Source organism: Sphingomonas sp. P4_G3 (assembly GCF_056401105.1).
In genome coordinates this window covers 34,167-60,208 of the sequence record NZ_JBFUJZ010000012.1, presented here as the reverse complement: position 1 = coordinate 60,208, position 26,042 = coordinate 34,167, and the positions used below count along the sequence as shown (strand labels likewise).

General features: G+C 64.7%; 30 protein-coding genes and 1 riboswitch. Of the genes, 16 read left to right on the top strand and 14 right to left on the bottom strand.

From position 1 onward, the window contains the following. The first annotated feature begins 68 nt into the window (after positions 1 to 68). Positions 69 to 818 carry a Crp/Fnr family transcriptional regulator gene (locus AC1DQQ_RS20400; protein ID WP_478032391.1) on the top strand — a complete coding sequence of 250 codons (750 nt, stop codon included), beginning with the start codon at positions 69 to 71 and terminating at the stop codon, positions 816 to 818. Between the two features lie 5 nt (positions 819 to 823). Here AC1DQQ_RS20400 and AC1DQQ_RS20395 read toward each other — a convergent pair whose 3' ends face one another. Beyond that, positions 824 to 1,186, bottom strand: coding sequence for a response regulator (locus tag AC1DQQ_RS20395; protein ID WP_478032393.1), 363 nt, complete (start codon positions 1,184 to 1,186; stop codon positions 824 to 826). Positions 1,187 to 1,465: 279 nt separating this feature from the next. Then, positions 1,466 to 1,576: riboswitch (TPP riboswitch) on the top strand. A gap of 38 nt (positions 1,577 to 1,614) precedes the next feature. Here AC1DQQ_RS20395 and thiC point away from each other — a divergent pair. Then, a complete protein-coding gene (gene thiC, locus AC1DQQ_RS20390) occupies positions 1,615 to 3,474 on the top strand; it encodes a phosphomethylpyrimidine synthase ThiC (protein WP_478032394.1) in 1,860 nt (619 codons plus the stop codon). Between the two features lie 88 nt (positions 3,475 to 3,562). Here the strand turns inward: thiC and AC1DQQ_RS20385 are convergent, their stop codons facing one another. Continuing rightward, a complete protein-coding gene (locus AC1DQQ_RS20385; protein WP_478032396.1) occupies positions 3,563 to 3,829 on the bottom strand; it encodes a Txe/YoeB family addiction module toxin in 267 nt (88 codons plus the stop codon). After that, positions 3,826 to 4,089 (bottom strand): type II toxin-antitoxin system Phd/YefM family antitoxin, encoded by a 264-nt coding sequence (locus tag AC1DQQ_RS20380; RefSeq protein ID WP_478032397.1) that lies wholly within the window; start codon positions 4,087 to 4,089, stop codon positions 3,826 to 3,828. Before AC1DQQ_RS20380 ends, AC1DQQ_RS20385 begins: the two co-directional genes overlap by 4 nt. A 62-nt stretch (positions 4,090 to 4,151) precedes the next feature. On the opposite strand from AC1DQQ_RS20380, the gene AC1DQQ_RS20375 reads away from it, so the two are divergent. Continuing rightward, entirely contained in the window at positions 4,152 to 4,577 is a 426-nt protein-coding gene (locus AC1DQQ_RS20375; RefSeq protein WP_478032398.1) for a VOC family protein, read from the top strand. A 188-nt stretch (positions 4,578 to 4,765) separates the two neighbouring features. Beyond that, positions 4,766 to 5,179 (top strand): hypothetical protein, encoded by a 414-nt coding sequence (locus AC1DQQ_RS20370; RefSeq protein WP_478032399.1) that lies wholly within the window; start codon positions 4,766 to 4,768, stop codon positions 5,177 to 5,179. A 74-nt stretch (positions 5,180 to 5,253) separates the two neighbouring features. Here AC1DQQ_RS20370 and AC1DQQ_RS20365 read toward each other — a convergent pair whose 3' ends face one another. The 3 genes from AC1DQQ_RS20365 to AC1DQQ_RS20355 all read right to left on the bottom strand — a co-directional run bounded on the left by AC1DQQ_RS20365 (position 5,254) and on the right by AC1DQQ_RS20355 (position 7,386). Beyond that, a complete protein-coding gene (locus AC1DQQ_RS20365; RefSeq protein ID WP_478032400.1) occupies positions 5,254 to 5,826 on the bottom strand; it encodes an outer membrane protein in 573 nt (190 codons plus the stop codon). 394 nt (positions 5,827 to 6,220) lie between these two features. After that, a complete protein-coding gene (locus AC1DQQ_RS20360; RefSeq protein ID WP_478032402.1) occupies positions 6,221 to 6,631 on the bottom strand; it encodes a hypothetical protein in 411 nt (136 codons plus the stop codon). A gap of 29 nt (positions 6,632 to 6,660) precedes the next feature. Next, on the bottom strand, positions 6,661 to 7,386 hold the full coding sequence (locus AC1DQQ_RS20355) for a hypothetical protein (RefSeq protein WP_478032403.1): 726 nt from the start codon (positions 7,384 to 7,386) through the stop codon (positions 6,661 to 6,663). A 162-nt stretch (positions 7,387 to 7,548) separates the two neighbouring features. Between AC1DQQ_RS20355 and AC1DQQ_RS20350 the strand changes: the two genes are divergently transcribed. Next, entirely contained in the window at positions 7,549 to 8,037 is a 489-nt protein-coding gene (locus AC1DQQ_RS20350) for a hypothetical protein (protein WP_478032404.1), read from the top strand. 154 nt (positions 8,038 to 8,191) lie between these two features. On the opposite strand, the gene AC1DQQ_RS20345 is transcribed toward AC1DQQ_RS20350, so the two are convergent. Then, positions 8,192 to 8,506 (bottom strand): hypothetical protein, encoded by a 315-nt coding sequence (locus AC1DQQ_RS20345; protein ID WP_478046594.1) that lies wholly within the window; start codon positions 8,504 to 8,506, stop codon positions 8,192 to 8,194. Positions 8,507 to 8,584: 78 nt separating this feature from the next. Continuing rightward, positions 8,585 to 9,013, bottom strand: coding sequence for a VOC family protein (locus AC1DQQ_RS20340; protein ID WP_478046593.1), 429 nt, complete (start codon positions 9,011 to 9,013; stop codon positions 8,585 to 8,587). 62 nt (positions 9,014 to 9,075) lie between these two features. On the opposite strand from AC1DQQ_RS20340, the gene AC1DQQ_RS20335 reads away from it, so the two are divergent. After that, complete coding sequence (locus AC1DQQ_RS20335) at positions 9,076 to 9,615, top strand: 2'-5' RNA ligase family protein (RefSeq protein ID WP_478046592.1); 540 nt, start codon at positions 9,076 to 9,078, stop codon at positions 9,613 to 9,615. A gap of 35 nt (positions 9,616 to 9,650) precedes the next feature. Continuing rightward, a complete protein-coding gene (locus tag AC1DQQ_RS20330) occupies positions 9,651 to 10,214 on the top strand; it encodes an SOS response-associated peptidase (protein ID WP_478046591.1) in 564 nt (187 codons plus the stop codon). Between the two features lie 604 nt (positions 10,215 to 10,818). Here AC1DQQ_RS20330 and AC1DQQ_RS20325 read toward each other — a convergent pair. Further along, positions 10,819 to 11,268, bottom strand: a complete 450-nt coding sequence (locus AC1DQQ_RS20325; RefSeq protein ID WP_478046590.1) for a hypothetical protein — start codon at positions 11,266 to 11,268, stop codon at positions 10,819 to 10,821. A 513-nt stretch (positions 11,269 to 11,781) separates the two neighbouring features. On the opposite strand from AC1DQQ_RS20325, the gene AC1DQQ_RS20320 reads away from it, so the two are divergent. Continuing rightward, positions 11,782 to 12,282 carry a hypothetical protein gene (locus AC1DQQ_RS20320; protein ID WP_478046589.1) on the top strand — a complete coding sequence of 167 codons (501 nt, stop codon included), beginning with the start codon at positions 11,782 to 11,784 and terminating at the stop codon, positions 12,280 to 12,282. A gap of 72 nt (positions 12,283 to 12,354) precedes the next feature. On the opposite strand, the gene ung is transcribed toward AC1DQQ_RS20320, so the two are convergent. Then, positions 12,355 to 13,053 (bottom strand): uracil-DNA glycosylase, encoded by a 699-nt coding sequence (gene ung, locus AC1DQQ_RS20315; protein WP_478046588.1) that lies wholly within the window; start codon positions 13,051 to 13,053, stop codon positions 12,355 to 12,357. Between the two features lie 9 nt (positions 13,054 to 13,062). After that, the gene (locus AC1DQQ_RS20310) at positions 13,063 to 13,350 is read right to left on the bottom strand and encodes a GNAT family N-acetyltransferase (RefSeq protein WP_478032407.1); all 288 of its coding nucleotides are present in this window, start codon (positions 13,348 to 13,350) and stop codon (positions 13,063 to 13,065) included. A 404-nt stretch (positions 13,351 to 13,754) separates the two neighbouring features. On the opposite strand from AC1DQQ_RS20310, the gene recQ reads away from it, so the two are divergent. Genes recQ through AC1DQQ_RS20285 form a run of 5 tightly spaced genes read left to right on the top strand, consistent with a single transcriptional unit; the run spans position 13,755 to position 18,950 of the window. Further along, the gene (recQ, locus tag AC1DQQ_RS20305; RefSeq protein ID WP_478046587.1) at positions 13,755 to 15,545 is read left to right on the top strand and encodes a DNA helicase RecQ; all 1,791 of its coding nucleotides are present in this window, start codon (positions 13,755 to 13,757) and stop codon (positions 15,543 to 15,545) included. 35 nt (positions 15,546 to 15,580) lie between these two features. Then, the gene (locus AC1DQQ_RS20300; RefSeq protein ID WP_478046586.1) at positions 15,581 to 16,009 is read left to right on the top strand and encodes a protein tyrosine phosphatase family protein; all 429 of its coding nucleotides are present in this window, start codon (positions 15,581 to 15,583) and stop codon (positions 16,007 to 16,009) included. Continuing rightward, entirely contained in the window at positions 16,006 to 16,404 is a 399-nt protein-coding gene (locus AC1DQQ_RS20295; RefSeq protein WP_478046585.1) for a hypothetical protein, read from the top strand. Before AC1DQQ_RS20300 ends, AC1DQQ_RS20295 begins: the two co-directional genes overlap by 4 nt. Before the next feature lie 24 nt (positions 16,405 to 16,428). Then, positions 16,429 to 17,451, top strand: coding sequence for a sterol desaturase family protein (locus AC1DQQ_RS20290; RefSeq protein ID WP_478046584.1), 1,023 nt, complete (start codon positions 16,429 to 16,431; stop codon positions 17,449 to 17,451). Then, positions 17,361 to 18,950 (top strand): GMC family oxidoreductase, encoded by a 1,590-nt coding sequence (locus AC1DQQ_RS20285; RefSeq protein WP_478046583.1) that lies wholly within the window; start codon positions 17,361 to 17,363, stop codon positions 18,948 to 18,950. The genes AC1DQQ_RS20290 and AC1DQQ_RS20285 overlap by 91 nt, the downstream gene beginning before the upstream one ends. Before the next feature lie 161 nt (positions 18,951 to 19,111). On the opposite strand, the gene AC1DQQ_RS20280 is transcribed toward AC1DQQ_RS20285, so the two are convergent. Both AC1DQQ_RS20280 and AC1DQQ_RS20275 read right to left on the bottom strand, forming a co-directional pair. Beyond that, complete coding sequence (locus AC1DQQ_RS20280; RefSeq protein WP_478046582.1) at positions 19,112 to 20,335, bottom strand: alginate export family protein; 1,224 nt, start codon at positions 20,333 to 20,335, stop codon at positions 19,112 to 19,114. Positions 20,336 to 20,340: 5 nt separating this feature from the next. Continuing rightward, entirely contained in the window at positions 20,341 to 21,735 is a 1,395-nt protein-coding gene (locus AC1DQQ_RS20275) for a cation:proton antiporter (protein WP_478046581.1), read from the bottom strand. Positions 21,736 to 21,945: 210 nt separating this feature from the next. On the opposite strand from AC1DQQ_RS20275, the gene AC1DQQ_RS20270 reads away from it, so the two are divergent. From AC1DQQ_RS20270 to AC1DQQ_RS20260, 3 genes are read left to right on the top strand one after another with little or no spacing between them, the layout of a single operon-like run. Further along, complete coding sequence (locus AC1DQQ_RS20270) at positions 21,946 to 22,206, top strand: type II toxin-antitoxin system Phd/YefM family antitoxin (RefSeq protein WP_478046580.1); 261 nt, start codon at positions 21,946 to 21,948, stop codon at positions 22,204 to 22,206. Further along, complete coding sequence (locus AC1DQQ_RS20265) at positions 22,207 to 22,698, top strand: PIN domain-containing protein (RefSeq protein ID WP_478046579.1); 492 nt, start codon at positions 22,207 to 22,209, stop codon at positions 22,696 to 22,698. 18 nt (positions 22,699 to 22,716) lie between these two features. Continuing rightward, positions 22,717 to 24,243, top strand: a complete 1,527-nt coding sequence (locus AC1DQQ_RS20260) for a tryptophan halogenase family protein (protein WP_478046578.1) — start codon at positions 22,717 to 22,719, stop codon at positions 24,241 to 24,243. A 308-nt stretch (positions 24,244 to 24,551) separates the two neighbouring features. On the opposite strand, the gene AC1DQQ_RS20255 is transcribed toward AC1DQQ_RS20260, so the two are convergent. Further along, the gene (locus AC1DQQ_RS20255; RefSeq protein ID WP_478041302.1) at positions 24,552 to 26,030 is read right to left on the bottom strand and encodes an ammonium transporter; all 1,479 of its coding nucleotides are present in this window, start codon (positions 26,028 to 26,030) and stop codon (positions 24,552 to 24,554) included. Positions 26,031 to 26,042: the final 12 nt, after the last annotated feature.

Sequence of the window (26,042 nt, the reverse complement as noted above, 5' to 3'; positions counted from 1 at the left end):
GACCGTCTAGACGCATATCGGTGGCTGAGAGACTTTGCGAGCGCTCCCGCCTGAGGGAGCACACCATTTTGACCAGCCTAGAGCGCCTGACGCTCCAACCCTTGATCGACAAGCTGAAATTCTGGGCGCCGCTGAGCAACGCGGACGAAGCGGCGCTGCGCGCGCTCCCGGTCACCTTTCGACGCCTCAAGGCCGGACATTATGTCGTGTGGGACGGCGACCGGCCGCAGCATAGCTGCCTGTTGATCCACGGCTTCGCTTATCGCCACAAGATTGTGCGCGAAGGCAAGAAACAGATCTTCTCGCTGCACATGGATGGCGACCTGGTCGACCTGCAGAATTCGCTGCTCGGCCGCGCCGATCACAATGTCGAGACGCTGACCGATTGCGACGTCGCGCTGATCCCGGTCGATGCGATCCGCAAGATCGCGTTCGATCATCCGTCGGTGGGCATGGCGATGTGGTACGAAACGCTTGTCGAGGGATCGATCTTCCGCGAATGGATCGCCAATATCGGCCGGCGCGACGCGCGGGCCCGCATCGCGCACCTGATCTGCGAATTCGCGATGCGGCTGAAGGCCGCCAAGCTCGGCACGCCCGACGGATTCATGATCCCGATGAGCCAGGAATGGATCTCGGACGCGGTCAGCTTGACCTCGGTACATGTCAATCGCGTGCTGAAGGGGCTGCAGGCCGACGGCCTGATCCATCGCTCGCGCCGCTGGATCGAGGTGCGCGATTGGGATGGCCTGGTCGAGGCCGGCGATTTCAACCCGGCCTATCTCCATCTCGATCAGGTGCACCCGGCCGCGATATAGATGGCTTATTCGCCCCTGATGCGATCGACCAGGACGGCCAGCACGGTGATCGCGCGTGCCGGTTTCAGGATCATGGGAAGCTCGGGATGGGTTCGCGCGAGCTCGTCGGGCAATCCCGTACCGGTATAGATGACGACCGGCGTGCCGCGCTCGATCAGGCGGAGCGCCAGCGGGGTGACATCGCGATCGCGCAGATTGGCGTCGAGGATCGCGCCGGCGATATGCTCCTGATCGACACGGACCAACGCCTCCGCCACGCTCGCGATCGGTCCCACCACGCGGCCATCGAAATTCTCGACGATTTCGCATAGCTCGAGCGCAATCAGCGGCTGATCCTCGACGATCAGGATAGGCAGGCCGTCGAGCATGATATCTCCCAGGAGCGGGAGCGCCAAGTCTCTCAGTCGGGGATGCTCGCAAAAACGACCCGATCCGCCAACAACAATCCTAATCTCGATTGGTTTCGATTCATATCCTGGATTAAGTTGTACTTTGCGGCGTGTGGATATGTTGGAGGCAAGATCAGGGTTCGCGGATCGCGCTAGGGGTGACCGTCCGATGCGCGGTCGTCCATCGTCTTCGGACCGCGCGAGCGCCTCCGATCGAAACAAGTGGCTTTCCTTCGCGCGCTCAAGCGCCTAGCGTGCACGCCATCCCCGGGGGAGCGCCGATCCGCGCTTGAGAGGAGGGCAGGAGCCCTCGACCCGTCGAACCTGATCCGGTTGAGACCGGCGGAGGGAGTGGGCGGTTTTCATCCGAAATCCGTGTCCTCGCTCCGACATTGGAGTGAGTTTGCATGGCCGACATCCCCGCGCGTACCGAAATCGGTGTGACCACCGGCCCCATCCGGGGCAGCCGCAAGATCCATGTCGGTCCGCTCAAGGTCGCGATGCGCGAGATCGATCTCGACCCGAGCTGCGACGAGCCCCCCTTGCGCGTCTACGACACGTCGGGCCCCTATACCGATCCGAACGCCCGGATCGACATCCAGGCCGGCCTGCCCAATCTGCGCCGCGAATGGATCGAGGCGCGCGGCGACGTCGAAAGCTATGACGCGCGCCACCTCAAACCCGAGGATAATGGCCAGCTCGGCCCCGACCGTTCGGGCGGCGTCGATCCCTTCCCCAATGTGGTCAAGCGACCCTTGCGCGCCAAGCCGGGGATGAATGTCAGCCAGATGCATTATGCCCGCCGGGGCATCATCACCCCCGAAATGGAATATGTCGCCGAGCGCGAGAATCTCGGCCGCGCCCGCCTGGCGGAATATGTCCGCGACGGCCAGGATTGGGGCGCCGCGATCCCCGATTACGTCACGCCGGAGTTCGTCCGCGACGAAATCGCGCGCGGCCGCGCGATCATTCCCAACAATATCAACCACCCCGAATCCGAGCCGATGGCGATCGGGCGCAATTTCCTGGTCAAGATCAACGCCAATATCGGCAATTCGGCGGTCGCCTCCAACGTCGCCGCCGAAGTCGACAAGATGGTCTGGTCGATCCGCTGGGGCGCCGACACGGTGATGGACCTGTCGACCGGCCGCAACATCCACGACACCCGCGAATGGATCATCCGCAACTCGCCGGTGCCGATCGGCACCGTGCCGATCTATCAGGCGCTGGAAAAGGTCGGCGGCATTGCCGAGGACCTGACCTGGGAAATCTTCCGCGACACCCTGATCGAACAAGCCGAACAGGGCGTCGACTATTTCACCATCCATGCCGGCGTCCGCCTGCCGTACGTGCCGCTGACCGCCAAGCGCGTCACCGGCATCGTCAGCCGCGGCGGCTCGATCATGGCGAAATGGTGCCTGTCGCACCACAAGGAGAGCTTCCTCTACGAGCGGTTCGACGAGATCACCGAGATCATGAAGGCGTATGACATCGCCTATTCACTGGGCGATGGCCTGCGCCCGGGATCGATCGCCGACGCCAATGACGAAGCGCAATTCGCCGAGCTCTACACGCTGGGCGAGCTGACCAAGCGCGCCTGGGCGCAGGACGTCCAGGTGATGATCGAGGGCCCCGGCCACGTGCCGATGCACAAGATCAAGGAGAATATGGACAAGCAGCTGGAGGCGTGCGGCGAGGCGCCGTTCTACACGCTCGGGCCGCTGACCACCGACATCGCGCCGGGCTACGACCATATCACCAGCGGCATCGGCGCCGCGATGATCGGCTGGTACGGCACCGCGATGCTTTGCTACGTCACGCCCAAGGAGCATCTCGGCCTGCCCGACCGCGATGACGTCAAGGTCGGCGTGGTGACCTACAAGCTCGCCGCGCACGCCGCCGATCTCGCCAAGGGCCACCCGGCGGCCAAGATGCGCGACGACGCGCTCAGCCGCGCCCGCTTCGAATTCCGCTGGCGCGACCAGTTCAACCTGTCGCTCGATCCCGACACGGCGGAGCAGTACCACGACCAGACCCTGCCCGCGGAAGGCGCCAAGACCGCGCATTTCTGTTCGATGTGCGGACCCAAATTCTGCTCGATGAAGATCACCCAGGAAGTGCGCGACTTCGCGGCCAAGCAGAACTCGGCGCCGGAGACGTTCATCGCTGCTGAGGAAGCGGAAGCCGGGATGGCGAAGATGAGCGAGCTGTACAACGAGACCGGGCGGGAGTTGTACATGGGTGCTGGGGGGCGGGAGCACGATTGATGAAGTGACGAACGGGCGATGACTTTACCCGTCGCCCGTTCGCTCGTTCGTTAAACCGGTGACGCTCCGGTCCGCGGGGTCGCATTGCTCAATAATGATACCGGCATTGCGCGATCTCGAGCGATTGCGCCTCGTCCTTGCCGCTCACCCGATAGACCAGCCGATGCTCGCGGTTGATCCGGCGCGACCACCAGCCTGACAGATTGCCGCTGAGCGGTTCGGGCTTGCCGGTTCCCCGGAACGGATCGCGCAGGCATTCCTTGATCAGCGCGTTGACGCGATCGAAGCCGCGGCGATCGTCGCCTTGCCACGAAAGATAATCTTCCCAGGCTCGCGACGAGAAGACGAGCTTCATGGCTCGATCAGTTGGCGCTCTTTACCCTTGCCGGCGTCGAGCTCGGCCACGCTGTCGAGCAAGCGTTTGGCGTTGGCCGGCGACTGCAACAAATACAGTGTCTCTTCGATCGACGCCCATTCGCTTTCGGACACCATGACGACGCCTTCGCCCTTCGGGCGGGTGATCGCGATCGGCGCCTTGTCGGCGACGACCTTGTCCAGCACCGCTTTCAGGTTCGCGCGAGTTTCGGAGATGCTCAGACTTTGCATGTCGATCATGTACGATAATTTGTACAAATTTGCAATGGCCCTACCCAGCGCGCGCCGCTAGAAATGGCGGAATGCAGACACACCTCGCCCATATCGCTCTCGTCGTTCGCGACTATGACGAAGCGCTCGCCTTCTACGTCGGCAAACTCGGCTTCACCCTGGTCGAGGACAGCTACCAGCCCGAGCAGGATAAGCGCTGGGTGACGATCCGCCCGCCCGGTGCGCCGGTCAATGCTACCACCATCCTGCTCGCGCGGGCGTCGACCGAGCATCAGGCCAAGTATATCGGCGACCAGGCCGGTGGGCGGGTGTTCCTGTTCCTGGCGACCGACGATTTCGATCGCGATCATGCCGCCTTTACCGCCGCCGGGGTCGAATGGGTGCGTCCGCCGGCGATATACGATTATGGCAAGGTGGCGGTGTTCCTCGACCTTTATGGCAATCGTTGGGATCTGGTGCAGTTGCGGAGGGGCACGCGGACGCGGCCTGACCTCTAGTTCGTCATGCCGGCCTTGTGCCGGCATCCACGGAGCCGCGAGTCCTGGGGCATGTGGGACGGTGGACCCCGGGACGAGCCCGGGGTGACGGTTAGGATTGTCGGGCCGCCGTCGCGCCCAATCCCACGCCACTGAACCCTTCCGCCCCCAACGCGTTTCTCCCCCCGAGCGGGGGCTGGAGACACGCCATGCGCCTGCTGTTCCTCACCCTCGCGCTGCTGCCTGCCGCGGCGATCGCGCAGGACAACACGTCGCCGCCACCGCCCGACGGGGTCGGGGTCGAGACGATCGGGCTCAACCCGGGTGAGGCCAAGAGTTTCGTCCTCCGCCCCGGCAAGAACCACCAATTGCTGGTTCCCGCCGCGATCGACGATCCCGGCGCGATTTCGGTCGCTTATACCGACAATGGAGGCAAATCGGCGATCACCGTGACCAGCGCGTCGGGTCCGATGACCTACAAGATATTGTCGGATCCGACCGGGAGCGGCGGCTATGTCGACGCCGGCACCTTCACCATGCGCGGCAACGGCACCGCGACGACCGAGAGCTTCAATCGCGATCTCGGAGCGATCGTCGTCGGCGAGTTCAAGCAGGCGGGCTGAATTCGATTTCGGCAGAGACGAAAAAGGGCGCCCGGACCCGCCGAACGCCCTTTCTTCAGCCGATCGGCCGCCGCTTAGAAGCGGACGCCGACGCCCGCCGCGACGTGGCGGCGCTGCAGGTTGATGCCGTAAAAGCTACCGTAATCGGCGTAGTTAACTTCGCCCATCAGATAGACGTTCCTGGTGACGTTGACGTCGACGCCCAGCGCGCCCTGCACGCCGTCCTTGTTGGCGTTGGCGGAAGCGCCGCCACTGCTCGCCTTGAAGCTGATATGGGCATAGCCTGCCTTGGCGTAGATCACGACCTTGGGTGACACGACGAAGCCGATGCGGCCGCCGACGCCCAGATTGCCGTTCTCCTTCAGGCAGTCGCCACCGTCGCACAGCGACACGCTCGACGCCTCATAGACCGCGTACGGACCGAACGTGACGTTCTTGGCACGAAGGTCGAAACCGATTTCGCCGCCGTACGACACTGCGCTGCCGATCTTGTAGACGCCGCTGTCATCGCTGACGGTCGGCGTTTCGTAACCGATGCGCGCCTCGAGACGAACGCCGGAAAGCTTGGCGTCGGCGGGCTTGTCCTGCCCATAAGCGACCCCCGGGACGCACGCCATCAATGCGGCGAGCGCGACAAACTTCTTCATGATTGCCCCCAAATTCTTACTGCTGTTGAACCGGCATTCCGCCAGGACGGCGGGCCGGAGGCGTGCCGCTAGGATAAGACACTTTCGCTGTCCAGTGGTCGGGCAGGCTTTTCTACCCATTATGGATAAGATTTTGGAATCGTTTCAATTCCGAATCCGTTCGCGATTGTTCGCGCGGCGCGATCGTCGTCGGGGAATTCAGGCAGGCGGGCTGAGCCGGGACAGGCTCACAGCCCCTTGCGGCCGAAACCACGCGCCGCCGGAGCGGCCGTGGCGGGTTGCGGCTGATAGGCCGGCGTCGGCGCCGGGGCAGGAACCGCTGCCGCGATGCCGCCGTTTTCCAGTTCGGCAAGCCGGTCGATGCCGCCGGCTCGAACTCCGGCCGACCCGCAGGTCAGAGCCAGGCCTTGCTCGGATCGGTCTTGTCCACCCACACTTGGATCGCGTCGCCGCGATGCGCGTAGAATTCGTCGTCATTGCCGTCGATCTTAATCTCCGCGGTCTGGAACGACTGGTCCTTGGGCGAGGTGAAGCTGACGGTCAGAATGCCCTTGCCGACGATGTTCTTGCGGCGCTCGCCCGGATTCCCGCGTAGCGCCTCGAACTCGTCGGTCGTGTCGCAGGGCAGCATCTCGCCCATGCGTTCGGTGATCGGGCGGCCCTTCCGCTCTCCGACCACCGATCGGTACGAGCATTTGCGCTCGATACTGGCGATCTCGGCCTTGACCGACACGGCATTGGGATTGCCGCAGGCGGCGAGCGGTGCGGCGGCGATCGCGATCAGGCAGAAGGGGTGGAGGCGCATCGGTGAGAATTTCCCGGCTGGTTGGTTGATCACAGGCCCTTGCGGCCGAACCCGCGCGCCGCCGGGGCGGTCATCGCGGGTTGCGGCTGATAGGCCGGTGGCGAGGTCGAGGCGGCCGGACCGGCGCCGCCGCTGCTTTCCAGCTCGGCGAGCCGCGCGCTGACTCGCGATTCGAACGGATCGGCCTCGGCGAAGGTCCGGCGCGCCGGGCGGCGGAACAGCGGCGACAGCGCGGCGCGCAACGCCGATCGCAGCATGAAGCGCAGCATCGCGAAGAAGCCGACCACGACGATCGCGGCGACGAAGCCAAGCCCGCCCGATCCGCGCCGCGTCGGCGAACGATCGGGCAGCGGCTGTCCGGCGGCCGGCGCGCTATCGTCGTCGCTCGCCACCCGGCCGCGGCTGGCGGCGACGGGCGGGACATAGTCTTTGGTCGGATCCTCGCCCAGTGCGAACGTGACCGCGCTCAGCTTTTCCGGGTCGAGCTTGATATAGCGATCGTCGTGATAGAGCACGAAGCCCTGTCCGGTCCGCGCCACGTCGGCGCCGTTCACTCGCTCGGTCGAATAGAGATAGCCCAGATCGTAATATTGGCCGTCATGCTCGAACGGATCTTCGTTGGGCAGGTCGCGGACCAGGTCGATCCTGGAACTGGTCGGCATGCGGAAATTGGGCTCGGCCATGGCGGGCGCCGCGGGCATGACGGCGGCCAGCGCGACGGCCAGCACCGCGAGCGGACGGACGGATCGGGTCATCTCTTGCCCCCCTTGGTTCGAACATCGGGGGGATATCCAAAACGGGTAAACATAGGCTGAAGCCCCGTCTGGGGGCGCTGAATCGTTGCGATATCGATTCGACTCGTCGAACCGGGCGCGCTGGGTTAAGCTGCTGGAATCGTCATCGATTGGGGAAACGCGATGAACACGATCCTCGGCCTGTCGCTTCCGGCCTTTACCGAATTGCACGTCATCATCAGCCTGATCGGCATCGTCGCCGGGCTGGTCTTCTTCGCCGCCTTGACCGGCGGGCGCTGGCTGTCGCTGATCAACGGCCTGTTCCTGGTCTTCACCATCCTGACCAGCGTCACCGGTTTCCTGTTTCCGCCCAAGCCGATCGGACCGCCGTTCATTTTCGGCGTGGTGTCGCTGGTCGTCCTCGCGATCGCGCTCTACGCTTTGTACGGGCGCAAGCTCGCGGGCGGATGGCGGCGCGTGTTCCTGATGACCGCTCTGTTCGCGCAATGGCTCAACATGGTCGTGCTGGTGGTGCAGAGCTATCAGAAGGTCCCGGCGCTGCACGCGCTGGCGCCGCTCGGCAACGAACCCGCCGTACTGGCGACGCAAGCCGTGGTCGCGGTCGTGATCCTCTATTTTGCGTGGCGCACGCTACGGCGCCCCGCCGCCTGACGTCCAGAGCGACTGCCGCGCTCTAAAGATGGCGAGCTAGCCCCTCCCCTTCAGGGGAGGGGTTGGGGTGGGGCAGTGCCGCAGGCGGTGCACTCTGTGAGACGTCCCCCACCCCCATCCCCTCCCCTGAAGGGGAGGGGCTTAGAGAGTTAGCTCAGCGGACCTGCGCGTCGTGCTTCTGGCGATAGATGGCGCGGCTGGTGCGGTCCTGCATCCGTTCGATGCGATAGCGTTCGCGACCGCTCAGCCCGCCGCCGTCGGCGCGGCTGCGTGCTTCGTAGCGGGCGATATGGCCTTCGCGGCGCTCGAGCCGATAGGTTTCGCGGGCGTTGAGCTGGCCCGAATTGACGCCGTTGGCGATGCGCTGTTGCTGGCGATGTTGGCGCTGGTTGATCCGTGCCCCGGCCGGGGCGGCGGCGGTCAGTGCGGTCAGGCCGATCAGCGCGGCGCAAAAGAGCTTGGTACGCATGTCACTTCTCCTCTGGGGTATCGTCCCCGCGAGGATCAACGAACCGCTGCGCCTCACCCTTCGGTCTGGCCGAACCGGTCAGATCCAGCCCGGCGCGTGGACGATCTCCAGCTTAAGCCCATCGGGATCGGCGAAGAAGACGGCATAATAATCGCCCGAATATTCGGGATAATGCGCCGGCGGATCGAGCACCGGGATGCCGTGTTCGACCAGCAGGGCATGCGCGGCGTCGACCGCCTCGCGGCTCTCGACCCGCCAGGCGAGATGGTGGAGGCCCGGCGCATAGCGGTCGTGCGATCCGCCGTTGGTCGCGACGCGAATGCCCAGCGAGGCGCCGAACGGCTCGCGTCCCTTCAAATCCCATTCGCAGCCGTCTGGCCGATCCTTGACCATCGTATAGCCGAGGAAATCGAGCATTGGCGCATAGACGCGCCTGGCCGCGGCGACGTCGCTGACGCTCAGGTCGATATGATGGAAGGCACCGCGATTGGCATTCGTGTCGGTCATGAGTCGACTCCTTCGATGCAAGAACATATCATGAACATATAACCCGATTCGGAGGACCCGCTATGCTCGTGCAAACGCTTCACCGCCTGTTCTTCGCCATCAAGCCGGCGATGCACGCCATTCCCGCGATCGAGGCGGCGCGCCGGCTTCATTGTCCCGGCCGCCCGGTTCGCAGCGAGCATCTCCATGTCACGATGGAGATATTCAACGATCATATCGGCCTGCCCGAAATGCTCGTCGACCGGCTGATCGCGGTGGGTAACGATATCGACATGCCGGGGTTCCTGCTGTCGATGGGGCGCGTGGTCGGGACGACGCGGTCGGTGGCGCTCCGGCCCAATGGCCGCTCGACCGGACTCGCCTTGCTGCAGCGCGCGATCCGCGAGCGGGTGACCGATGCCGGGCTGGAGCCGCGCGATGGCTGGACGTTCAATCCGCACATGACGCTCGGCTATCGCGACGACGCGGCCTTTTCGCGCGCGATCGATCCGATCCTGTGGCAAGTCGAGGAATTGGTGCTGGTCGATCATTGCTGCGACACGGGTGCTGAAAAGATGATGGGCAGATGGCCGCTCGCGCCCGAAATACCGCTGTTCCAGTAACTGGTTGGGGCGGCGTACCGTGCTAGTACGGGGCGATGTGCAACCTTTACCGCCTGGAAAAAGCGCCGGCCGCGATCGCCCAACTGGCGCGCGCAATGGCCTATCCCGAAGGCGTTCCCAATTTCCGCCCGGGCGACATTCGCATCACCGACATGGCGCCGATCGTGCGGCTAGGCGCTGCCCCGTCGTGGGAACTCGTCCAGCGCCGCTGGAGCTGGCCCGGGCCGACCGGCAAACCGGTCTACAACTTCCGCTCCGAAGGGCGTGCGTTCGGCACCAATCGCTGTCTGATCGTCACCGACGGCTTCTACGAATTTACCACGCCCGCGGACCCGAAGCAGAAGCGCAAGGACCGCTGGCTGTTCACGCTGCCCGATGTCGGCGTTTTCGCCATCGCGGGCATCTGGCGCGAGAGCTCGGCCGGGGAGGCGTTCACGATGCTGACCACCGAGCCCGGACCCGATGTTGCGCCGTACCACAGCCGGCAAGTCGTCGTGCTCGCACCGGCGGCGTGGGAAGGATGGCTCGATCCGACTGCCGACGCCGCGCCATTCCTGGCACCGTCGCCGGGCGGAACGCTGAATGTAGCTGCGGCCTAGAGCGCCCGCTGACCTATATACATGAGATTGATGAGCCCCACGTAGTGGCAAGGTTGTCAGCCGTCACAAGGCGACCCGAACAACCTGCACGGCACGGCTGGCAAGTATTCCATTATCGCTCCAATGGCTCCGGACGCAAGGTTGTCGCCTCGGTAATCGACAGCACTGCTGCTCCCACGCTGGACGGTGTCGCACGCTATTGTCGCTCCCCGCGCCAAGGTTTTCGACCGACGAACACAGCCGCTATCGCCACCTTGCCCGCACGTTCGATCAAAGGAAAAGCGGGGACCGTCTGAGCGATCCCCGCCCTCCGTTAAATTCGACGATAAGCCGTCGAAACGGCACGAGAAGCCGAAGCTAGATTAGCGGCGGCGGTGGTAAGGTCTTACCTTCACGATGCGGAATCGCCGCACGCGGAAGTGCCCCCGAACAATGATCATTGTCGGTTCTCCGGTTGCTCCCGGAGGCGAAATATGCGAAGGGAAAGCTCCACAGCGATCCTTCACGAGGGCATATTTGCCTCCGAGAGTGGGTTACGGGTTAGGCCAGCCTCGCGCTGGCCTTTCTCGTATTAGGGCCTCTCGACACCCTTATGCGTTAGCTATCACATCGGCGCCTCCCGAGTTTCACCTTGCAAGCCGGGCAAAGTGTCTGATTCCCCGCGCCCCGCGTCGGGCCACGGCTTGTCTATCGGCCACCAGCCCATATCGCGTCGGCCCTTGAGGCTGCGCTGACTAGACAGCCGCGCTGAAATCACATTGAGGGGATTCTTGTCGGGCACCGGCAAGCCGCGCCGCGACATTTCCGCTACCACGTCCCGGGTAGGCACAGGCGCGCCCTTCTCGGCAATGAGCGAATTGACCACCGCGACGGTCTGCGAGGTTATAGACGGGGCACCACGACTATCCCTAATCGTCACGCTTCGTGTCTGTTTGACTACCTTCCCAACCGTACCCTCATAGGCGCGTGCGGCTGCGATAAGCGCCAACAAGGGCTCGCGCTCAGCATCCAAGGCTGCCAACCGGTCTTCCATTTCATCCAGGTTATAGAGCATGGCGGTTCCAATCTTGCCAAGCCATACTCGCAAGGTCCCGCTTACACAAGGCCCCCCCTGTGAGATAACTCACAAGGGATCGACATTTGTTCTGCCCGCTCGTTCCGTATATGTTCTCATGATGCGAATCGAGACAGAGCGGGCGATCTATCTGGGTATGTGTGCGCTCTACGATATCACAGAGCGCGCCAGCGGCAGGCCGATACAGCCGAGCCTAGGGCTCCGGGCGTTGTTGGCGTTCCTATACGAGCATTCCAATGGTGACCTAGAACCGTTCACGGAGTTCTGGCGGGAGTGTCAGAAGCCGTGGATCGGCAACCCGCAAGGGAGCTATATGCGGGCAACCTACTCCCGCACCGCATGGAACAAGATAGCTATCGCCACGGGGTTCGATCGGATGGATGGCTATGACCAGATACACAAAGCACTGAGGCATGAAAAAGCGCGGCATCCGCATGGGGATTGCGGCCGCCTTTAGACTATGGTCCCTCCCAACGACTCGGGAGGGGTTTCATGATCGCAGAGATTCAGGCGGGCTACGCGGGCACGAAGGCCGCGCTCGACATTGCGAAGGGCATCTTCGCTTTGAAAACGGAGGTCGAGCGAAACCAAGCCGTCATTGATATCCAGCGGAATGTCATAGAGGCCCAAAACGCTCTGAGTGCGGCGGAACGCGAGTATTCGGCGAGCCTGAAGCGCATAGACGCGCTGGAACAGGAAATTGTGCGCCTGAAAGACTGGTCGGGAGAGATGGAGCGCTATGAAGCCCGCGACGTTTATCGGGGCGCGATTGCCTACGTGATGAAGGTTGGAATGGAGAACGGCCAAGAGCCCCATTATCTTTGTGCAAACTGCTTCATCAACAGCCGCAAGAGCTTCCTTCAATTGAAGGGCATCCATGGCAATGAAGCGAAATACGGATGCGACGCGTGCCAAGGCTCTATAGCGATCCACTTCCGCGCCCATCCGAAAGCACTTGCCGAAAACGACGCGCAAGCGCGGGCACGCACCTAAGAGTGGGTCAAGCACGTTTATAGGCCCCGTTTGCAATTGGGGGATTTAGTGGGTCGGCACGTCAGGTCGGTCTCACCCGATCGCCGGCAACGCCCAATCGATCGGTTTCTCGCCATGCGCTTCGAGAAACGCATTGGCCTTGGAGAAATGGCGACAGCCGAGAAAGCCGGTATGCGCCGACAAAGGCGAGGGATGCGGCGCGCGCAGCACCAAATGCCGCCCGCCGCGCTCGACCGATTCGACGAACGCCGCTTTCTTCTGCGCGTGGCTGCCCCACAGCATGAACACGACCGGCTTTTCGCGCGCATTGACCAAGCGGATCACCGCGTCGGTAAAGCGTTCCCAGCCGCGCCCCTGATGCGACGCCGCCATTCCCATCTGCACGGTCAGCACCGCGTTCAACAGCAGCACGCCCTGCTCGGCCCAATGTTCGAGAAAGCCGTGCCGCGCCGGCGGAATGCCGAGATCGGCCTCCATTTCCTTGTAGATGTTGACCAGGCTCGGCGGCGTGCGCGTCCCCGGCTTGACCGAAAAACACAGGCCGTGCGCCTGGCCGGGGCCGTGATAGGGGTCCTGCCCGAGGATGACGACGCGGACATTCTCCAGCGGCGTCAAATCGAGCGCGCGGAACCATTCGGGTCCCTTGGGAAAGATCGCCTTGCCCGCCGCTTTCTCGGCGACCAGGAAGGCGCGCAGGCTCGCCATATAATCGCTGGCGAACTCGCCGCGCAGCGGTTCGAGCCAGCTCGGGTGGAGTTTGGGCTCGCTCATCGCTTGGCCTCAGTCCGCGCGTTCGACCAGCGCCCGATATTCGGGATGGCGCTCGATGAACGCCTTCACGAACGGGCAGATCGGGATGACCTTGAGCCCGCGGTCGCGCGCCGAATCGAGCGCCGCGCGGATCAGCTTCGATCCGACCCCGCGCCCTTCGAGCTTCTTGGGCACCAGGGTATGCGTGAAAGTGATCGTGTCGCCTTCCAGCTGGTATGCCGCGATCGCGCGATGGCCATCGACCTCGAGCTCGAATTCGTTCTCGGCGCGATTGTCGACGACTATATTCTCGGCCATTCTTGTTCTCCGCTGCTGTCCATTCCGCTTAACGGTAGCACCGCGCCATGCAACCCAACCGCCGCACCGTTCTTGCCGCGCTCGCCGCATCATATCGATTGCAAACCGTTGCCGTTAAGCCCTCTCCCGCGTGCGGGAGAGGGTTGGGTGAGGGTCTTCTTTCTTCTTCCAAGCAGACGGCAGGACAAAAGAAGACCCTCACCCTCCCACCGCTTCGCGGCGGGCCCCTCCCTCTCCCGCACGCGGGAGAGGGGCTTCACGTGCCTTGTCGATCGAGAAGCTTATTCCAATCAACGAACGTCCACGAAAAAGGGCCGATTTCCAGACGCCTATCGCCGCGGTACGCCGGAATTTCGCCGGGCGGCTCGTCATCGGCCGCGATTTGATGGAAGTCTGACCCGTGCATGGCTACATCCGCCGCCGTGACCGATCCCGCTAGCGTTCTCCACTCGACTTTTGGCTTCCCTGCGTTTCGCGGCGTGCAGGAATCGGTAGTGTCGCGTGTGCTGGCGGGGGAGAATACGCTCGCGGTGATGCCGACCGGGGCCGGCAAGTCGCTTTGCTACCAATTACCGGCAGTGATGCTCGACGGCACCTGCGTTGTCGTCAGCCCGCTGATCGCGTTGATGCACGATCAGTTGCGCGCGGCGGAAGCGGTCGGCATCCGCGCCGCGACCCTGACCAGCGTCGATGAGAATCGCGCGGAAACGCGCGGACGCTTCCTCGATGGCGAGCTCGACCTGCTCTACATCGCCCCAGAGCGCGCCTCGGGCAGCGATTTCCACGATTTGCTCGAGCGCGGACGCGTCGCCTTGTTCGCGATCGACGAAGCGCATTGCGTCAGCGAATGGGGGCACGATTTCCGCCCCGATTATCGCCTGCTGCGCCCGCTGCTCGACAAATTTCCCGGTGTCCCGCGGCTCGCGCTGACCGCGACCGCCGATGCGCATACCCGCGCTGACATCCTCGAGCAGCTCGGGATTCCCAAGGACGGGCTGATCGTCGCCGGGTTCGACCGGCCAAATATCCGCTATGCGATCAGCCCGCGCGACAATACCACGCGTCAGATCGCCGATCTGATCGCCGAAACGCCAGGCCCCGGCATCGTTTACGCCCAGACGCGCGCCGGCACCGAGAAACTGGCCGAGGCTTTGGCCAAGACCGGGCGCCCGACCCGCGCTTATCACGCCGGGCTCGAACCGCGCGTGCGGGCGAAGAACCAGGCCGATTTCGTCGCGTCGGAGGACATGGTGATTGTCGCCACGGTGGCGTTCGGCATGGGCATCGACAAGCCCGACGTCCGCTTCGTCGCGCATGCCGGGCTGCCCAAGTCGATCGAGGCTTATTATCAGGAGACCGGCCGCGCCGGGCGCGACGGCGACCCCGCGATCGCGCATCTATTCTGGGGCGCCGAGGATTTCGCCAAAGCGCGCCAGCGGATCGGCGAGGTCGAAAGCGCACGGCAACCAGGCGAGCGCATCCGGCTCAACGCGCTTGGCGCCTTGGTCGAAACCGCGGGATGCCGCCGCAAGCTGCTGCTCGGGCATTTCGACGAGCGTGACGTGCCCGATCGCTGCGGCAATTGCGACAATTGCCTCGCCCCGCCCGCCGCGGTCGACGCGACCACCGTCGCGCAGAAATATCTCTCGGCGGTGTTCCGCACCGGGCAGAGTTTCGGCAGCGGCTATGTCGAAGCGATCCTGACCGGCCAGTCGAGCGAGCGCAGCCTGATGAACGGGCACGAGGCTTTGTCGGTATTCGGCATCGTCGATGGCGAGGAAGCCGCCTTGCTCCGTCCGGTCGGCCGCGCGCTCCAGGTCCGCGATGCGCTGCGCACCAATCCGCATGGCGGGCTCGAATTCGGGCCGGGCGCGCGCGCGATCCTCAAAGGCGGCGAGAAAGTCGAACTCGTCCTGCCGCCCAAGCGCGAACGGCGGCGCCGTGGCGGTTCGACCGCGGGCGGCGCCAATCCGGTGGGCGATCCCTTGTTCGAGGCGCTGCGCGAGAAGCGCCGCGAGCTCGCCAGGGACGCGAGCGTCCCGCCTTATGTCATCTTCCACGATTCGGTGCTGCGCGCGATGGCCGAGCTCAAACCCGACAGCCGCGCCGCGCTCGGCACGATTTCGGGCGTGGGCGAACGCAAGCTCGACGCTTATGGTGACGCCTTCCTGCAAGTCATCCGGGAAGCCGCGTGAGTCTGTTTCCCGAACAACGATGAGGTCCAGTGACGATGATCCGCAAAGTTGACGACAATATTTCGGTAGCACCGCAGATCGCGGTCGAGGACGTGGCGGCGATCAAGGCGGCCGGCTTCACCGGGATCGTCAACAACCGCCCCGATGACGAGGAAGCCGGCCAGATTCCGGGGGACGCGATCCGCGCGGCCGCGGAGGCGGCAGGGCTGACCTACACGGCGATCCCGATCACCCATGCCGGCTTCAGCTATCCGCAGATCGAGGCGATGGCCGAGGTGCTGGCGGGTGCCGACGGCCCGGTGCTCGCCTTCTGCCGATCGGGCACGCGGTCATGCAACCTCTGGGCTCTGGCTCAGGCCAGGAACGGCGCCGATCCCGACGAGTTGATCGCGAGGGGCGCCGGCGCGGGGTATAATCTCGACGGCCTCCGCCCGTTGCTCGATCAGTTGAAGGCGCAGGCGTGACCCACGCCCAGCTCGTCCAGCTCGCAGGGTCGATCGTCGCGATCCTGGCGCTGGCCGGGTTTGCGCGCTGGCTCAAGCTGGGCGAGAGCCGGATCGCCACCGAGGAGGATGCCCGCCGCTTCGCCGAAGAGGCATTGGCCGGGTTCGAGGGCGGCCGTGCGCTGATCTCAGGCGATGGCAGCGCGGCGCTGGTCCAGGGGCAGGGCACGATCGCGGTGATCAAGCGCCACGGCGCCAAGGTCGCGGTGCGCCGGCTGGTTCCCCCGCTCCGGGTGCGCGAAGCGGTCGAGGGCGCGACCGTCGATACCGGCGAGAAACTGTTCGGACCGGTCACGTTGTTCGGCATCACCGCCGATCAGGTTCGGGGTCTGGAAGCGCCACTTACACTAGTGTAAGCAAGCCGCGGATGAGGGGTAAATATGCCCCTGAGGATGTTGATGACCGCGCCGCACTTGCCCGACATCGTCTCGCTCGCCGTGCCCGGCTTCGTGCTGCTGGTGCTGGCCGAGATGCTGGTCGCCCGGGTCAGGGACAAAAGCCGCTACGAGCCCAAGGACACGCTGACCAGCCTCGCGCTCGGCACCGGCAGCACTGTCGCGGGGGCGATCACCGCCGGACTGATCTATGCGATGGCGACCTGGCTCTACGGCCATTTCCGGATCGTGACCTTGCCCAATCCCTGGGCCTGGTATTGGTTCGCTTTGTGCTTCGTGATCGACGATTTCGCTTATTATCTGTTCCACCGCTCGGCGCATCGCGTGCGCTGGTTCTGGGCGAGCCACGTCATCCATCACAGCTCGCAGCATTATAACCTGTCGACCGCGCTGCGGCAGACCTGGACCGGGTTCCTCTCGATCGCCTTCATCTTCCGGCTGCCATTATTCCTGGTGTTTCCGCCGGCGATGGTGATCTTCGTCGGCGGGGTGAATCTGATCTATCAGTTCTGGATCCACACCGAAGTGATCGGGCGGATGCCGCGCTGGTTCGAGGCGGTGATGAACACGCCGTCGCACCATCGCGTCCACCATGCGACCAACCCGCGCTATCTCGACAAGAATTATGCCGGGGTGTTCATCGTCTGGGACCGCTGGCTCGGCACGTTCGAGCCCGAGCGCGACGACGAGGCGCCGCGCTACGGCATCGTCAAGAATCTCGGCAGCTTCAACCTGATCTGGGCGGCGTTCCACGAATGGGTCGGGATCGCCAGGGACGTGTGGTCGGCGCCGGGGCTCAAGGCCAAATGGAATTACATCGCCAAGCCGCCGGGTTGGAGCCACGACGGCAGCCGCGAGACATCGGAAACTATCAAAGCTCTTTGGGAACAACGCGAGCGCGAGCGGGAGAATGCTGAGTGGACGAAGCCGATATCGTCGTCGTCGGGGGAGGATCGGGCGGCGCCGCGGCGGCCGGACGGCTCAGCGAGGACGGCCGCCATACCGTAGCGTTGCTCGAGGCGGGCGGGCGAAACACCGGGCTCAGGACACGCGTGCCCGGCTTCATGGCCTTCCAGAACGACAAGACCAATTGGCGGCTCGAAACCGTGCCGCAGCCGGGGCTCAATGGCCGCCGCGGCTATCAGCCGCGCGGCAAGGGGCTGGGCGGGTCGAGCGCGATCAACGCGATGCTTTATCTGCGCGGCAATGCCTGGGATTACGACAATTGGGCAGCGATGGGCTGCGACGGCTGGTCCTATGCCGACGTGCTGCCGGCGTTCAAACGGTCCGAGGGCAATGAGCGCGGGGCGGATGCTTTCCACGGCGGCGATGGGCCGCTCAGCGTGTCCGACCAGCATTGGCCTCATCCCGGCAGCCTCGAATTCGTCGAGGCCGCGGCGATGCTACAGGTTCCGCGCAACGAGGATTTCAACGGTGCGCGCCAGGACGGCGTCGGCCTCTATCAGGTGACGCAGAAGAATGGCGAGCGCTGGACGTCGAGCCGCGCTTATGTCGAGCCGGCACTGTCGCGGGCCAATTTCCACGTCGTGACCCAGGCATTGGCCGAACGCGTGCTGTTCGAACACGGCAAGGCCTGGGGCGTCGCCTACGCCCGCGGCAACGAACGCCATGTCATCCGCGCGCGCAAGGCGGTGGTGCTGGCGGGCGGGGTGTTCGGAACGCCGCAATTGCTGATGCTGTCGGGGATCGGTCCCGCCGCGCACCTCGCCGCCAACGGCCTGACGGTCGCGGTCGACCGGCCCGATGTCGGCGCCAATCTGCAGGACCATGTCGATTACGTCGCGGCCTATGAAGTGCCGGGTCGCTTCTTCCTTGGCAGTTCGCTGGCTGGGACGCTCAGCATGGCGGGCGGGGTGATCCGCTGGTTGAAGAGCCGGTCGGGGGTGATGACCACGCCGTTCGCCGAGGCTGGCGGTTTCCTGACCGTGATGCCCGATGCACCGGCGCCCGACGTCCAGCTGCATTTCGTGCCGGTGGTGCTCGAGGATCACGGCCGGACCAAGGTCAAGGCGCATGGCTTTTCGTGCCATGTCTGCGTGCTGCGGCCGGAAAGCCACGGCACCGTCCGGCTCGCCTCGCCCGATCCGCGCGAAAGCCCGTTGATCGACCCTGCCTTCCTGACCGATCCGCGCGACATGGCAGTGATGAAGGCGGGGGTGCGCACGATGTACCGCATCCTCAACGCCCCGCCGCTCAGCCGGCATCGCGGCAAGGACCGCTATCCGATCGATTTTGGCGACGATGATGCGCTGGAGCGGTTGATCCGCGCGCGTGCCGATACCGTCTATCACCCGGTCGGCACCGCGCGAATGGGATCGGACGCCGGTGCGGTGTGCGATCCCAAGCTGCGCGTGCGCGGGGTCGGCGGCCTCTACGTCGCCGACGCATCGATCATGCCCAAGCTGATCAGCGGCAACACCAACGCGCCATCGATCATGATCGGGGAACGTTGCGCCGATTTCGTGAAGGCGGATTTGGCGAGCTGACTCCCCTCCCTGAAAGGGAGGGGTTGGGGGTGGGTGCGCGCGTCTGCGCGCCCAAAAAGACTCATTCACCGGCTGCCAAAACAGCGTCGGACGAGGCATCGAGCCTCGGCCGACGCTACACCCACCCCTTAATCCCCTCCCTTTCAGGGAGGGGAGGGAACTCAGTACACCCAGTCGACCGTCAGGAAGACCTTGTCGGTATCGGTCGCGAACGCGTCGGCGCGGTAATGCGCGAAACGCGCGGCAAAGGCGTAGCGCTTGACCTTGGCCGAGGCGATCACGTCCAGCTCATCGCCATAATGCAGCGACAACCGGTCGCTGTCGAAATGGTGATACGTCGCGCCAAGCCCGTAACTCGACACCCAGCCCTGACCCTTCCAATTGGCGCCGACCGTCGCATAGGCGTCGCGCAACCCGTTGGGCGGCGTGACCGTGAACTTGCTGTCCCAGCCCTGGAACTTGAAGAACGAGGCGAGTGGGGTCTGTACGCTGGTCAGCGCGACGCCCTTGTCCGCACCGAGCACTTCATAGCCGGCGGTCGCGCTCAGCACCTTGCCCGCCAGGCTCGCTTCGCCCAGCCAGTAGGTCGCGGCATAATGGTTGGGATTGCGCGCATAGTCGCTCTGCCGAGCATAGCTCGCGATATAGCCGAGCTTCAGGTCCTTCGACAGCGGCCGGCTGCCGGCGAAACGCACGCCATAAGTCTGGCTCGACAGGCGGAAGCCCGACAGCGTCGCCGAATCCTGGTCGACTAGATAGGCGAAGCCCGACAGCGTGCCGACCGGCGTCGCGTAGCCAATGGTCCCGAAGTAATTGTCGCCGCCGATCGATTGCGGCCGCGTGGGCGTGCCCTGGATGCCGTTCACCGTGCGCACCGACCAGGAATAAGCCGCGTCGACGATCAGGCCTTTCAGCCCACCCAGCCCCGAATATTGCACGCGCACGGCGTCGAACGTCTGTTCGTTCTGCCGCCACGCCGCTGGCCCGACGAAGCGCTGGTCGGCGACGTCGAGCACTTGCCGCCCGGCGGTCAGCTTCAGCCCCTTGTCGGCATAGCTCAGCTGGGCGCGATTGAGCTCGATATTGCCGGGATCGGGTACGGTCGGCAGCGCGCGGCCGTTGAACCCGTCATTGTAGCTGGTGGTGAAAGGAATATTTCCCTCCGCCTCGACCAGCGCGCTGAACGGCCCGGTGCTCGCCTGGACGCCGCTCCGAATCCGGAGCGTGACCGCGTCCGCGCTGTCGGCGATGCCGGCCTGGTCGACATGTTCGTAGCGCAGCCGCGCATCGATCAGCGGCTTGAGCGTGATGTCCTGGGCCTGCGCGCCGGACGCAGCCAAGCCGGTGGCGGCGAGCGCGAGCGCCCGCAAGGTGCAGCGATGCATGAAGCTTACTCCGCCGCGTCGATCACCAGGGCGCCACGCTCGGGCGTGTTCAGCGCGCCGAGCTCTCCGTCGGCGCGCGCCTTGCGGCCATAGACGATCTCGAACAACGGCCCGGCCATCATCGTCGTGACGATCGCCATCAGCACCAGCATCGAGAACAGGGTCGGGCCGATAATGCCCTTCTGCAGCCCGATGTTGATGATGATCAGCTCCATCAGCCCGCGCGAGTTCATCAGCGCGCCGATGCCCAATGCGGTGCGATTGTCCTCGCCCGACAGCCGCGCCGCTGCCCAGCAGGCGCCGAACTTCGCCAGGATCGACACCGCCAGCACGCCGAGCGCGATCAGCACCAATTCGACCGAATTGACCATGTCCATTCGGGTGTTGAGCCCCGAATAAGTGAAGAACATCGGCAGCAGCAGGACGACCGCGAGCGGCTCGACCTTGCGCTTCAATTCCTCGACGAAGAGGCCGCGCGGCATGCACACGCCGAGCAGGAAGCCGCCGAAGATCGCGTGGATGCCGATCGCGTCCATCACGAACGCCGACAGGCAGAACAGCATCATCGTGATGGCGAGCACGGTGGTGGTCATCTCGCCACGCGCCTCGACCGCGCGGCCGAGCGGCGCGAGCAGGCGCCGGCCGTAAAGCAGCATGAACGCAGTGTAGAGAATCGCCCCGCCGATCGCGAGCACCGCGACGCCGGGACCCGCCCCGAACGTCGCCAGCACCACCGCCAGCACGCACCAGGACGTGGCATCGTCGAACGCACCCGCGGTCAGCGACAAGGTGCCGAGCGACGAATTGGCGAGGCCACGCTCGTTGATGATGCGGGCGAGCATCGGGAAAGCGGTCAACGCGATGCACGCACCCATGAACAAGGTCGCATTGGCGTTGCTGATGCCCGGCGCGAACAGCCCCGGCACGGTCAGCAGCATCGGCGTGATCAGCGCGGCGAGCAGGAACGGCACGACGATGCCCGCCGCCGACACCCCGGCCGCGCTCTTCGCCTTGGCCTTGAAATGATCGAGGTTGAGCGTCAGGCCGACCATGAACATGTACAGGCCAACGCCGAGCTGCGCGCCGGCATAGAGCACGTTGCGCGTTTCCTTGGGGAACAGGGCGAGCTGGAAATCGGGGAACAGCAGCCCGAGCAGTGACGGCCCGAGGATGACGCCGGCGATCATCTCGCCCACCACTTGCGGCTGGCCGAGCAATTTCTGTCCCGCCCAGCCGACCACGCGGCACGCGAGCAGGATCACCGCCAGCTGCAGGAAGAAATGAACGCTGAAATCGCCCGGCGTGTAGCTCTTGGCTATCGCCCCTACCGCCGGGCCATGCGGCGCCAGGATTCCCGTTACCGTCGATATCAGACTGTCGATCACACCTTGCTGCGGCATGCGCTTTCCCCATCCCCATTCCGACCCTGAGCGGGCCATGTCACGGGCAAGGGAAAGCCGATTGGTAACGTTAGCAATGGGCTTTTTGCGCGCTTGCCGGTCGGCGGCGTCACTTTTTCGACCGTCGGGGGAAAAGTGTTGCGGGCCCGCTACAACGTAGTAACGTACCTACATAATCAGTAGCCCAATCAGGCCGAGCGAGCACCCAAAATGCGAGTCGTTTCCAGCCGCGAATTCAATCAGGACGTCAGCCAGGCGAAGCGACTGGCGCGATTCGAACCGGTGTTCGTCACTGACCGCGGGCGGCCGACGCATGTGCTGATGAGCATGGAGGCGTTCCGCCGGCTGTCGGGGCAGAGCGAGACGATCGTCGACCTGCTCGCCGCGCCCAATGGGCCGACCAACGCCTTGCCGGAAAACGACCTGTCGCCGCGTGCCGATCCCTGGCGCCATCGCGATGGCGAGCGCTGAATGCACTTGCTCGACACGCCGGTGGTGGTCGCGCTGCGCGACGCGCGTGGAGGGCGTGCCAATCCCGGGTTGACCGATTGGGCATCGGGAACCGCGCCGCAGAGCCTATTCATCTCGGCGATCACCCTCCACGAACTCGAGGGCATCGCCGCCCGCTCCGCGCGCAAGGATCGCGCGGCGGGCGCCTTGTGGCGCGCCTGGCTCGACGATCAGGTGACGCGCGCGTTCGACGGCCGCGTGCTCGCGATCGACGCCGCGATCGTCCGCCGCGCCGCCGTGCTCGATTATGCCGATCAACGCGACGGGCTGCTCGCCGCCACCGCGCTCGAACACGGCCTGACCCTGGCGACCTTGCGGCCGCGTGCGTTCAAGGCGGGACGGGTCAAGCTATTCGACCCGTCACGCTACGTCGTCGATGCGAGGGACGGCGACTGGCGTCAGGCATCGCGTGCGGCGCCGGCGTGGATCAAGGGCCTGTTCGTGCGCAGTTAAGGACGGTAGCGAAGGAATATGGAGGGAAAGCGCAGCATCCTGATCGTCGGCGGCGGCACCGCAGGCTGGCTGACGGCTGCCTATCTTGCCAAGTTCCTCGACATCGCCAATCGCCCCGATCTGTCGATCACCTTGGTCGAATCGCCCGATATCGGCATCGTCGGCGTCGGTGAGGGCGCGTTCCCGACGATCCGCACGACGCTGCAATTCCTCGATATCGACGAACGCGATTTCATCCGCGCGACCGGCGCGACGTTCAAGCAAGGCGTGCGGTTCGACGACTGGGTGCGCACCCCGGCGCCGGGCGCGCACGATCATTATTTCCATCCGTTCGAAGCGCCGCTTTATGCGCCCGACGCCAGCCTGGTGTCGCTATGGCTGGCCGAGGACGAGGCGACCCGCCCGCCTTTCGCGGAGGCGGTGACGATCCAGCACCGCGTCGCCGAAGAGCGCCGCGGACCGAAGCGTGCCGAGGAGGATGGGTTCGCCGCCCCGCTCAATTACGCTTATCATTTCGACGCGGCGGCGCTGGCGCGGCTGCTCGCCGATCGCGCACGGAGCCTGGGCGTGGCTCATGTCGAGGATTGCTTGCTCGGTGCGAAGCTGAGCGAGCGCGGGACGATCGAAAGTCTCGACTTCGAACGCTCGGGGACGCTGACCGCCGATCTGTTCGTCGATTGCACCGGGCTGCGCGCCGAGCTGATCGGCAAGGCGCTCGACGAGCCGTTCGTCTCGGTGCGCCGCTACCTGTTCACCGACCGTGCGCTTGCCTGCCGCGTGCCGCGCGGCGACCCCGACGCGCCACTCCCCAGCTATACGATCGCGGCGGCGCACGAGGCGGGCTGGATCTGGGATATCGGGCTGCGCGACCTGCGCGGCGTCGGTTCAGTCTATTCGAGCGACCATGTCGACGAAGCGCGTGCCCGCGACATCCTGGGCAATTATATCGGCCAGCCCGAGCTTGCCGCCGACGCGCGATTGATCACCTTCGACCCCGGCTATCGCCGCCGCCAATGGGTCGGCAATTGCGTCGCGGTCGGGATGGCGGCGGGGTTTCTCGAGCCGCTCGAATCGACCGGGATCGTATTGATCGAAGCCGCCGCGGCGATGATCGCCGAATTGCTCCCGCCAAGTGGGCTGGTCGACGCCTCGGCGGATCGCTTCAACGCGCTGATGACCGCGCGGTTCGACAATATCGTCAATTTCCTCAAGCTGCATTATTGCCTCAGCCGGCGCGACGAGCCGTTCTGGCGCGACAATGCCGACCCGAGTTCGATCCCCGACGCGCTCAAGGAGATGCTCGATCGCTGGCGCTCGCGCCCGCCCAGCCGGTTCGACTTCATGCTCGACGTCGAGACCTTCGCCTATTTCAACTATCAGTACATTCTCTACGGCATGGGCTTTCGCACCGATCCGCCCGGGGGCGGCATGCCGGACAATCGCCGCGCGGCGACCGTGTTCGCCCGCATCCGGCATTTCGGCGATCAGGCGGTCGACGACCTGCCGTCGCATCGCGAGCTGATCCGGCAGATCAATCAGGGCTGATTCCCCTCCTCGGAAGGGAGGTCAGGGCTGATCACACTCGGCTTACCCGTCATGCCGGCCTTGTGCCGGCATCCACCGTCCCGCGCACCATCGGCCGTTGGCGGAGCGACACGGTGGACCCCGGGACGAGCCCGGGTGTGACGAAGGACATTGCCTGACGCACGAGGCCCCGGCCTTCGCCGGGGCTGCGCTTCAAATGCATTTGCATTTGAAGCTTGAAAAGAGGGCCGGTGACTTTCGTCACCGGCCCAGGTCGTCCGCAGGAGGAACATCGTGGGGGCGCCGGATCGACCGGCGCCCCGATCTTGTCAGTAGTGGTAAGCCCGCTCGCCATGCTCGGCGATGTCGAGGCCTTCCCGCTCGACTTCTTCGGAGACCCGGAAGCCCCAGAGCTTGTCGATGATGACGTAGAGGATGGCGGCGCCGACGCCCGACCAGACGAGCGTGAGCCCGACGGCCTGGGCCTGGATCCACAACTGGGCGACCCAGTCATAGGGTGCCACGATCAACGTGCCAGGCTTGGTCGTATAGTCGGCAACGCCCTGACCACCCAGCGTCGGATTGGCGAGGATGCCGGTCATCAGCGCGCCGGTGATACCGCCGATGCAGTGGACGCCGAACACGTCGAGCGAGTCGTCATATTTGAACTTCGACTTCACGTAGCTGACGAAGAAGAAGCAGATCGGCGAGACCATCAGGCCGAGGATCACCGAGCCCATCGTGCCGGCATAACCCGAGGCCGGGGTGACGGCGACCAGGCCGGCGACGACACCCGAGGCGGCACCGAGCAACGACGGCTTGCCGCGCACGATCTGTTCGGTCAGCAGCCAGCTCATGCCGGCAGCGGCGGTGGCGATCATCGTGTTCATGAAGGCAACCGAGGCGATCGACGACGCTTCGAGGTTCGAGCCGGCGTTGAAGCCGAACCAGCCCACCCACAGCAAAGACGCGCCGATCATGGTCATGGTCAGCGAGTGCGGCGGCATCGGCTCGTTCGGATAGCCGAGACGCTTGCCGAGCAGCAGGCACATCACCAGGCCGGTGATACCGGCGTTGATGTGGACGACGGTGCCGCCCGCGAAGTCGAGCGCCCCCTTGTTGTAGAGATATCCCGATTCACCGGTGACGGCGGCGAGCGCGTCCTTGCCCTTGAGCGCGGCAGCGGCGAGGGCGTCGGGCCCGTCCCAATACCAGACCATGTGCGCGATCGGGAAATAGATGAAGGTCGCCCATAGCGCGACGAACAGCATCAGCGGCGAGAATTTGATCCGCTCCGCCACCGATCCGACGAACAAGGCCGGGGTGATCATCGCGAACGTCATCTGGAACAGGACATAGGTCAGTTCCGGAATATAGACGCCGTTCGAGAAGGTCGCCGCGGCGGCATTGGCATCGACGCCCTTCAGGAACAATTTGGTGAAGGGATTGCCGACGAATGGGCTGTACGTCGTGAACGTCTCCGAATAGCCCCAGCACACCCAGATCAGGCCGACCATGCAGACGATCATCAGCACCTGGGTCAGCACCGACAGCATGTTCTTGGTGCGGACCAGGCCGCCATAGAACAAGGCCAGGCCGGGTACCGACATCATCAGCACCAGCAGAGTCGACACCAGCATCCAGGTATTGTCGCCCTTGTTCATATTGGCGAGCGACGGCGTGGCAATGGCAGGTGTGGCGGCAGGCGCGGGCGCAGCGGCCACGGCCTGGGCAAAGGCCGGGTGGCACATCAGCGCAGCAACGCCCACGGCTCCCAATCCGGCCAGCATCTTGGTCGATTGTTTCATCATTCCCCCCAT

Excerpts from the sequence above, each read along its gene's own strand:
- AC1DQQ_RS20395 (WP_478032393.1), bottom strand. The coding sequence starts at position 1,186 with ATGCTCGACGGCCTGCCTATCCTGATCGTCGAGGATCAGCCGCTGATT.
- thiC (WP_478032394.1), top strand. The coding sequence starts at position 1,615 with ATGGCCGACATCCCCGCGCGTACCGAAATCGGTGTGACCACCGGCCCC.
- AC1DQQ_RS20385 (WP_478032396.1), bottom strand. The coding sequence starts at position 3,829 with ATGAAGCTCGTCTTCTCGTCGCGAGCCTGGGAAGATTATCTTTCGTGG.
- AC1DQQ_RS20380 (WP_478032397.1), bottom strand. The coding sequence starts at position 4,089 with ATGATCGACATGCAAAGTCTGAGCATCTCCGAAACTCGCGCGAACCTG.
- AC1DQQ_RS20375 (WP_478032398.1), top strand. The coding sequence starts at position 4,152 with ATGCAGACACACCTCGCCCATATCGCTCTCGTCGTTCGCGACTATGAC.
- AC1DQQ_RS20370 (WP_478032399.1), top strand. The coding sequence starts at position 4,766 with ATGCGCCTGCTGTTCCTCACCCTCGCGCTGCTGCCTGCCGCGGCGATC.
- AC1DQQ_RS20365 (WP_478032400.1), bottom strand. The coding sequence starts at position 5,826 with ATGAAGAAGTTTGTCGCGCTCGCCGCATTGATGGCGTGCGTCCCGGGG.
- AC1DQQ_RS20360 (WP_478032402.1), bottom strand. The coding sequence starts at position 6,631 with ATGCGCCTCCACCCCTTCTGCCTGATCGCGATCGCCGCCGCACCGCTC.
- AC1DQQ_RS20355 (WP_478032403.1), bottom strand. The coding sequence starts at position 7,386 with ATGACCCGATCCGTCCGTCCGCTCGCGGTGCTGGCCGTCGCGCTGGCC.
- AC1DQQ_RS20350 (WP_478032404.1), top strand. The coding sequence starts at position 7,549 with ATGAACACGATCCTCGGCCTGTCGCTTCCGGCCTTTACCGAATTGCAC.
- AC1DQQ_RS20345 (WP_478046594.1), bottom strand. The coding sequence starts at position 8,506 with ATGCGTACCAAGCTCTTTTGCGCCGCGCTGATCGGCCTGACCGCACTG.
- AC1DQQ_RS20340 (WP_478046593.1), bottom strand. The coding sequence starts at position 9,013 with ATGACCGACACGAATGCCAATCGCGGTGCCTTCCATCATATCGACCTG.
- AC1DQQ_RS20335 (WP_478046592.1), top strand. The coding sequence starts at position 9,076 with ATGCTCGTGCAAACGCTTCACCGCCTGTTCTTCGCCATCAAGCCGGCG.
- AC1DQQ_RS20330 (WP_478046591.1), top strand. The coding sequence starts at position 9,651 with ATGTGCAACCTTTACCGCCTGGAAAAAGCGCCGGCCGCGATCGCCCAA.
- AC1DQQ_RS20325 (WP_478046590.1), bottom strand. The coding sequence starts at position 11,268 with ATGCTCTATAACCTGGATGAAATGGAAGACCGGTTGGCAGCCTTGGAT.
- AC1DQQ_RS20320 (WP_478046589.1), top strand. The coding sequence starts at position 11,782 with ATGATCGCAGAGATTCAGGCGGGCTACGCGGGCACGAAGGCCGCGCTC.
- ung (WP_478046588.1), bottom strand. The coding sequence starts at position 13,053 with ATGAGCGAGCCCAAACTCCACCCGAGCTGGCTCGAACCGCTGCGCGGC.
- AC1DQQ_RS20310 (WP_478032407.1), bottom strand. The coding sequence starts at position 13,350 with ATGGCCGAGAATATAGTCGTCGACAATCGCGCCGAGAACGAATTCGAG.
- recQ (WP_478046587.1), top strand. The coding sequence starts at position 13,755 with ATGGCTACATCCGCCGCCGTGACCGATCCCGCTAGCGTTCTCCACTCG.
- AC1DQQ_RS20300 (WP_478046586.1), top strand. The coding sequence starts at position 15,581 with ATGATCCGCAAAGTTGACGACAATATTTCGGTAGCACCGCAGATCGCG.
- AC1DQQ_RS20290 (WP_478046584.1), top strand. The coding sequence starts at position 16,429 with ATGCCCCTGAGGATGTTGATGACCGCGCCGCACTTGCCCGACATCGTC.
- AC1DQQ_RS20280 (WP_478046582.1), bottom strand. The coding sequence starts at position 20,335 with ATGCATCGCTGCACCTTGCGGGCGCTCGCGCTCGCCGCCACCGGCTTG.
- AC1DQQ_RS20275 (WP_478046581.1), bottom strand. The coding sequence starts at position 21,735 with ATGCCGCAGCAAGGTGTGATCGACAGTCTGATATCGACGGTAACGGGA.
- AC1DQQ_RS20270 (WP_478046580.1), top strand. The coding sequence starts at position 21,946 with ATGCGAGTCGTTTCCAGCCGCGAATTCAATCAGGACGTCAGCCAGGCG.
- AC1DQQ_RS20265 (WP_478046579.1), top strand. The coding sequence starts at position 22,207 with ATGCACTTGCTCGACACGCCGGTGGTGGTCGCGCTGCGCGACGCGCGT.
- AC1DQQ_RS20260 (WP_478046578.1), top strand. The coding sequence starts at position 22,717 with ATGGAGGGAAAGCGCAGCATCCTGATCGTCGGCGGCGGCACCGCAGGC.
- AC1DQQ_RS20255 (WP_478041302.1), bottom strand. The coding sequence starts at position 26,030 with ATGAAACAATCGACCAAGATGCTGGCCGGATTGGGAGCCGTGGGCGTT.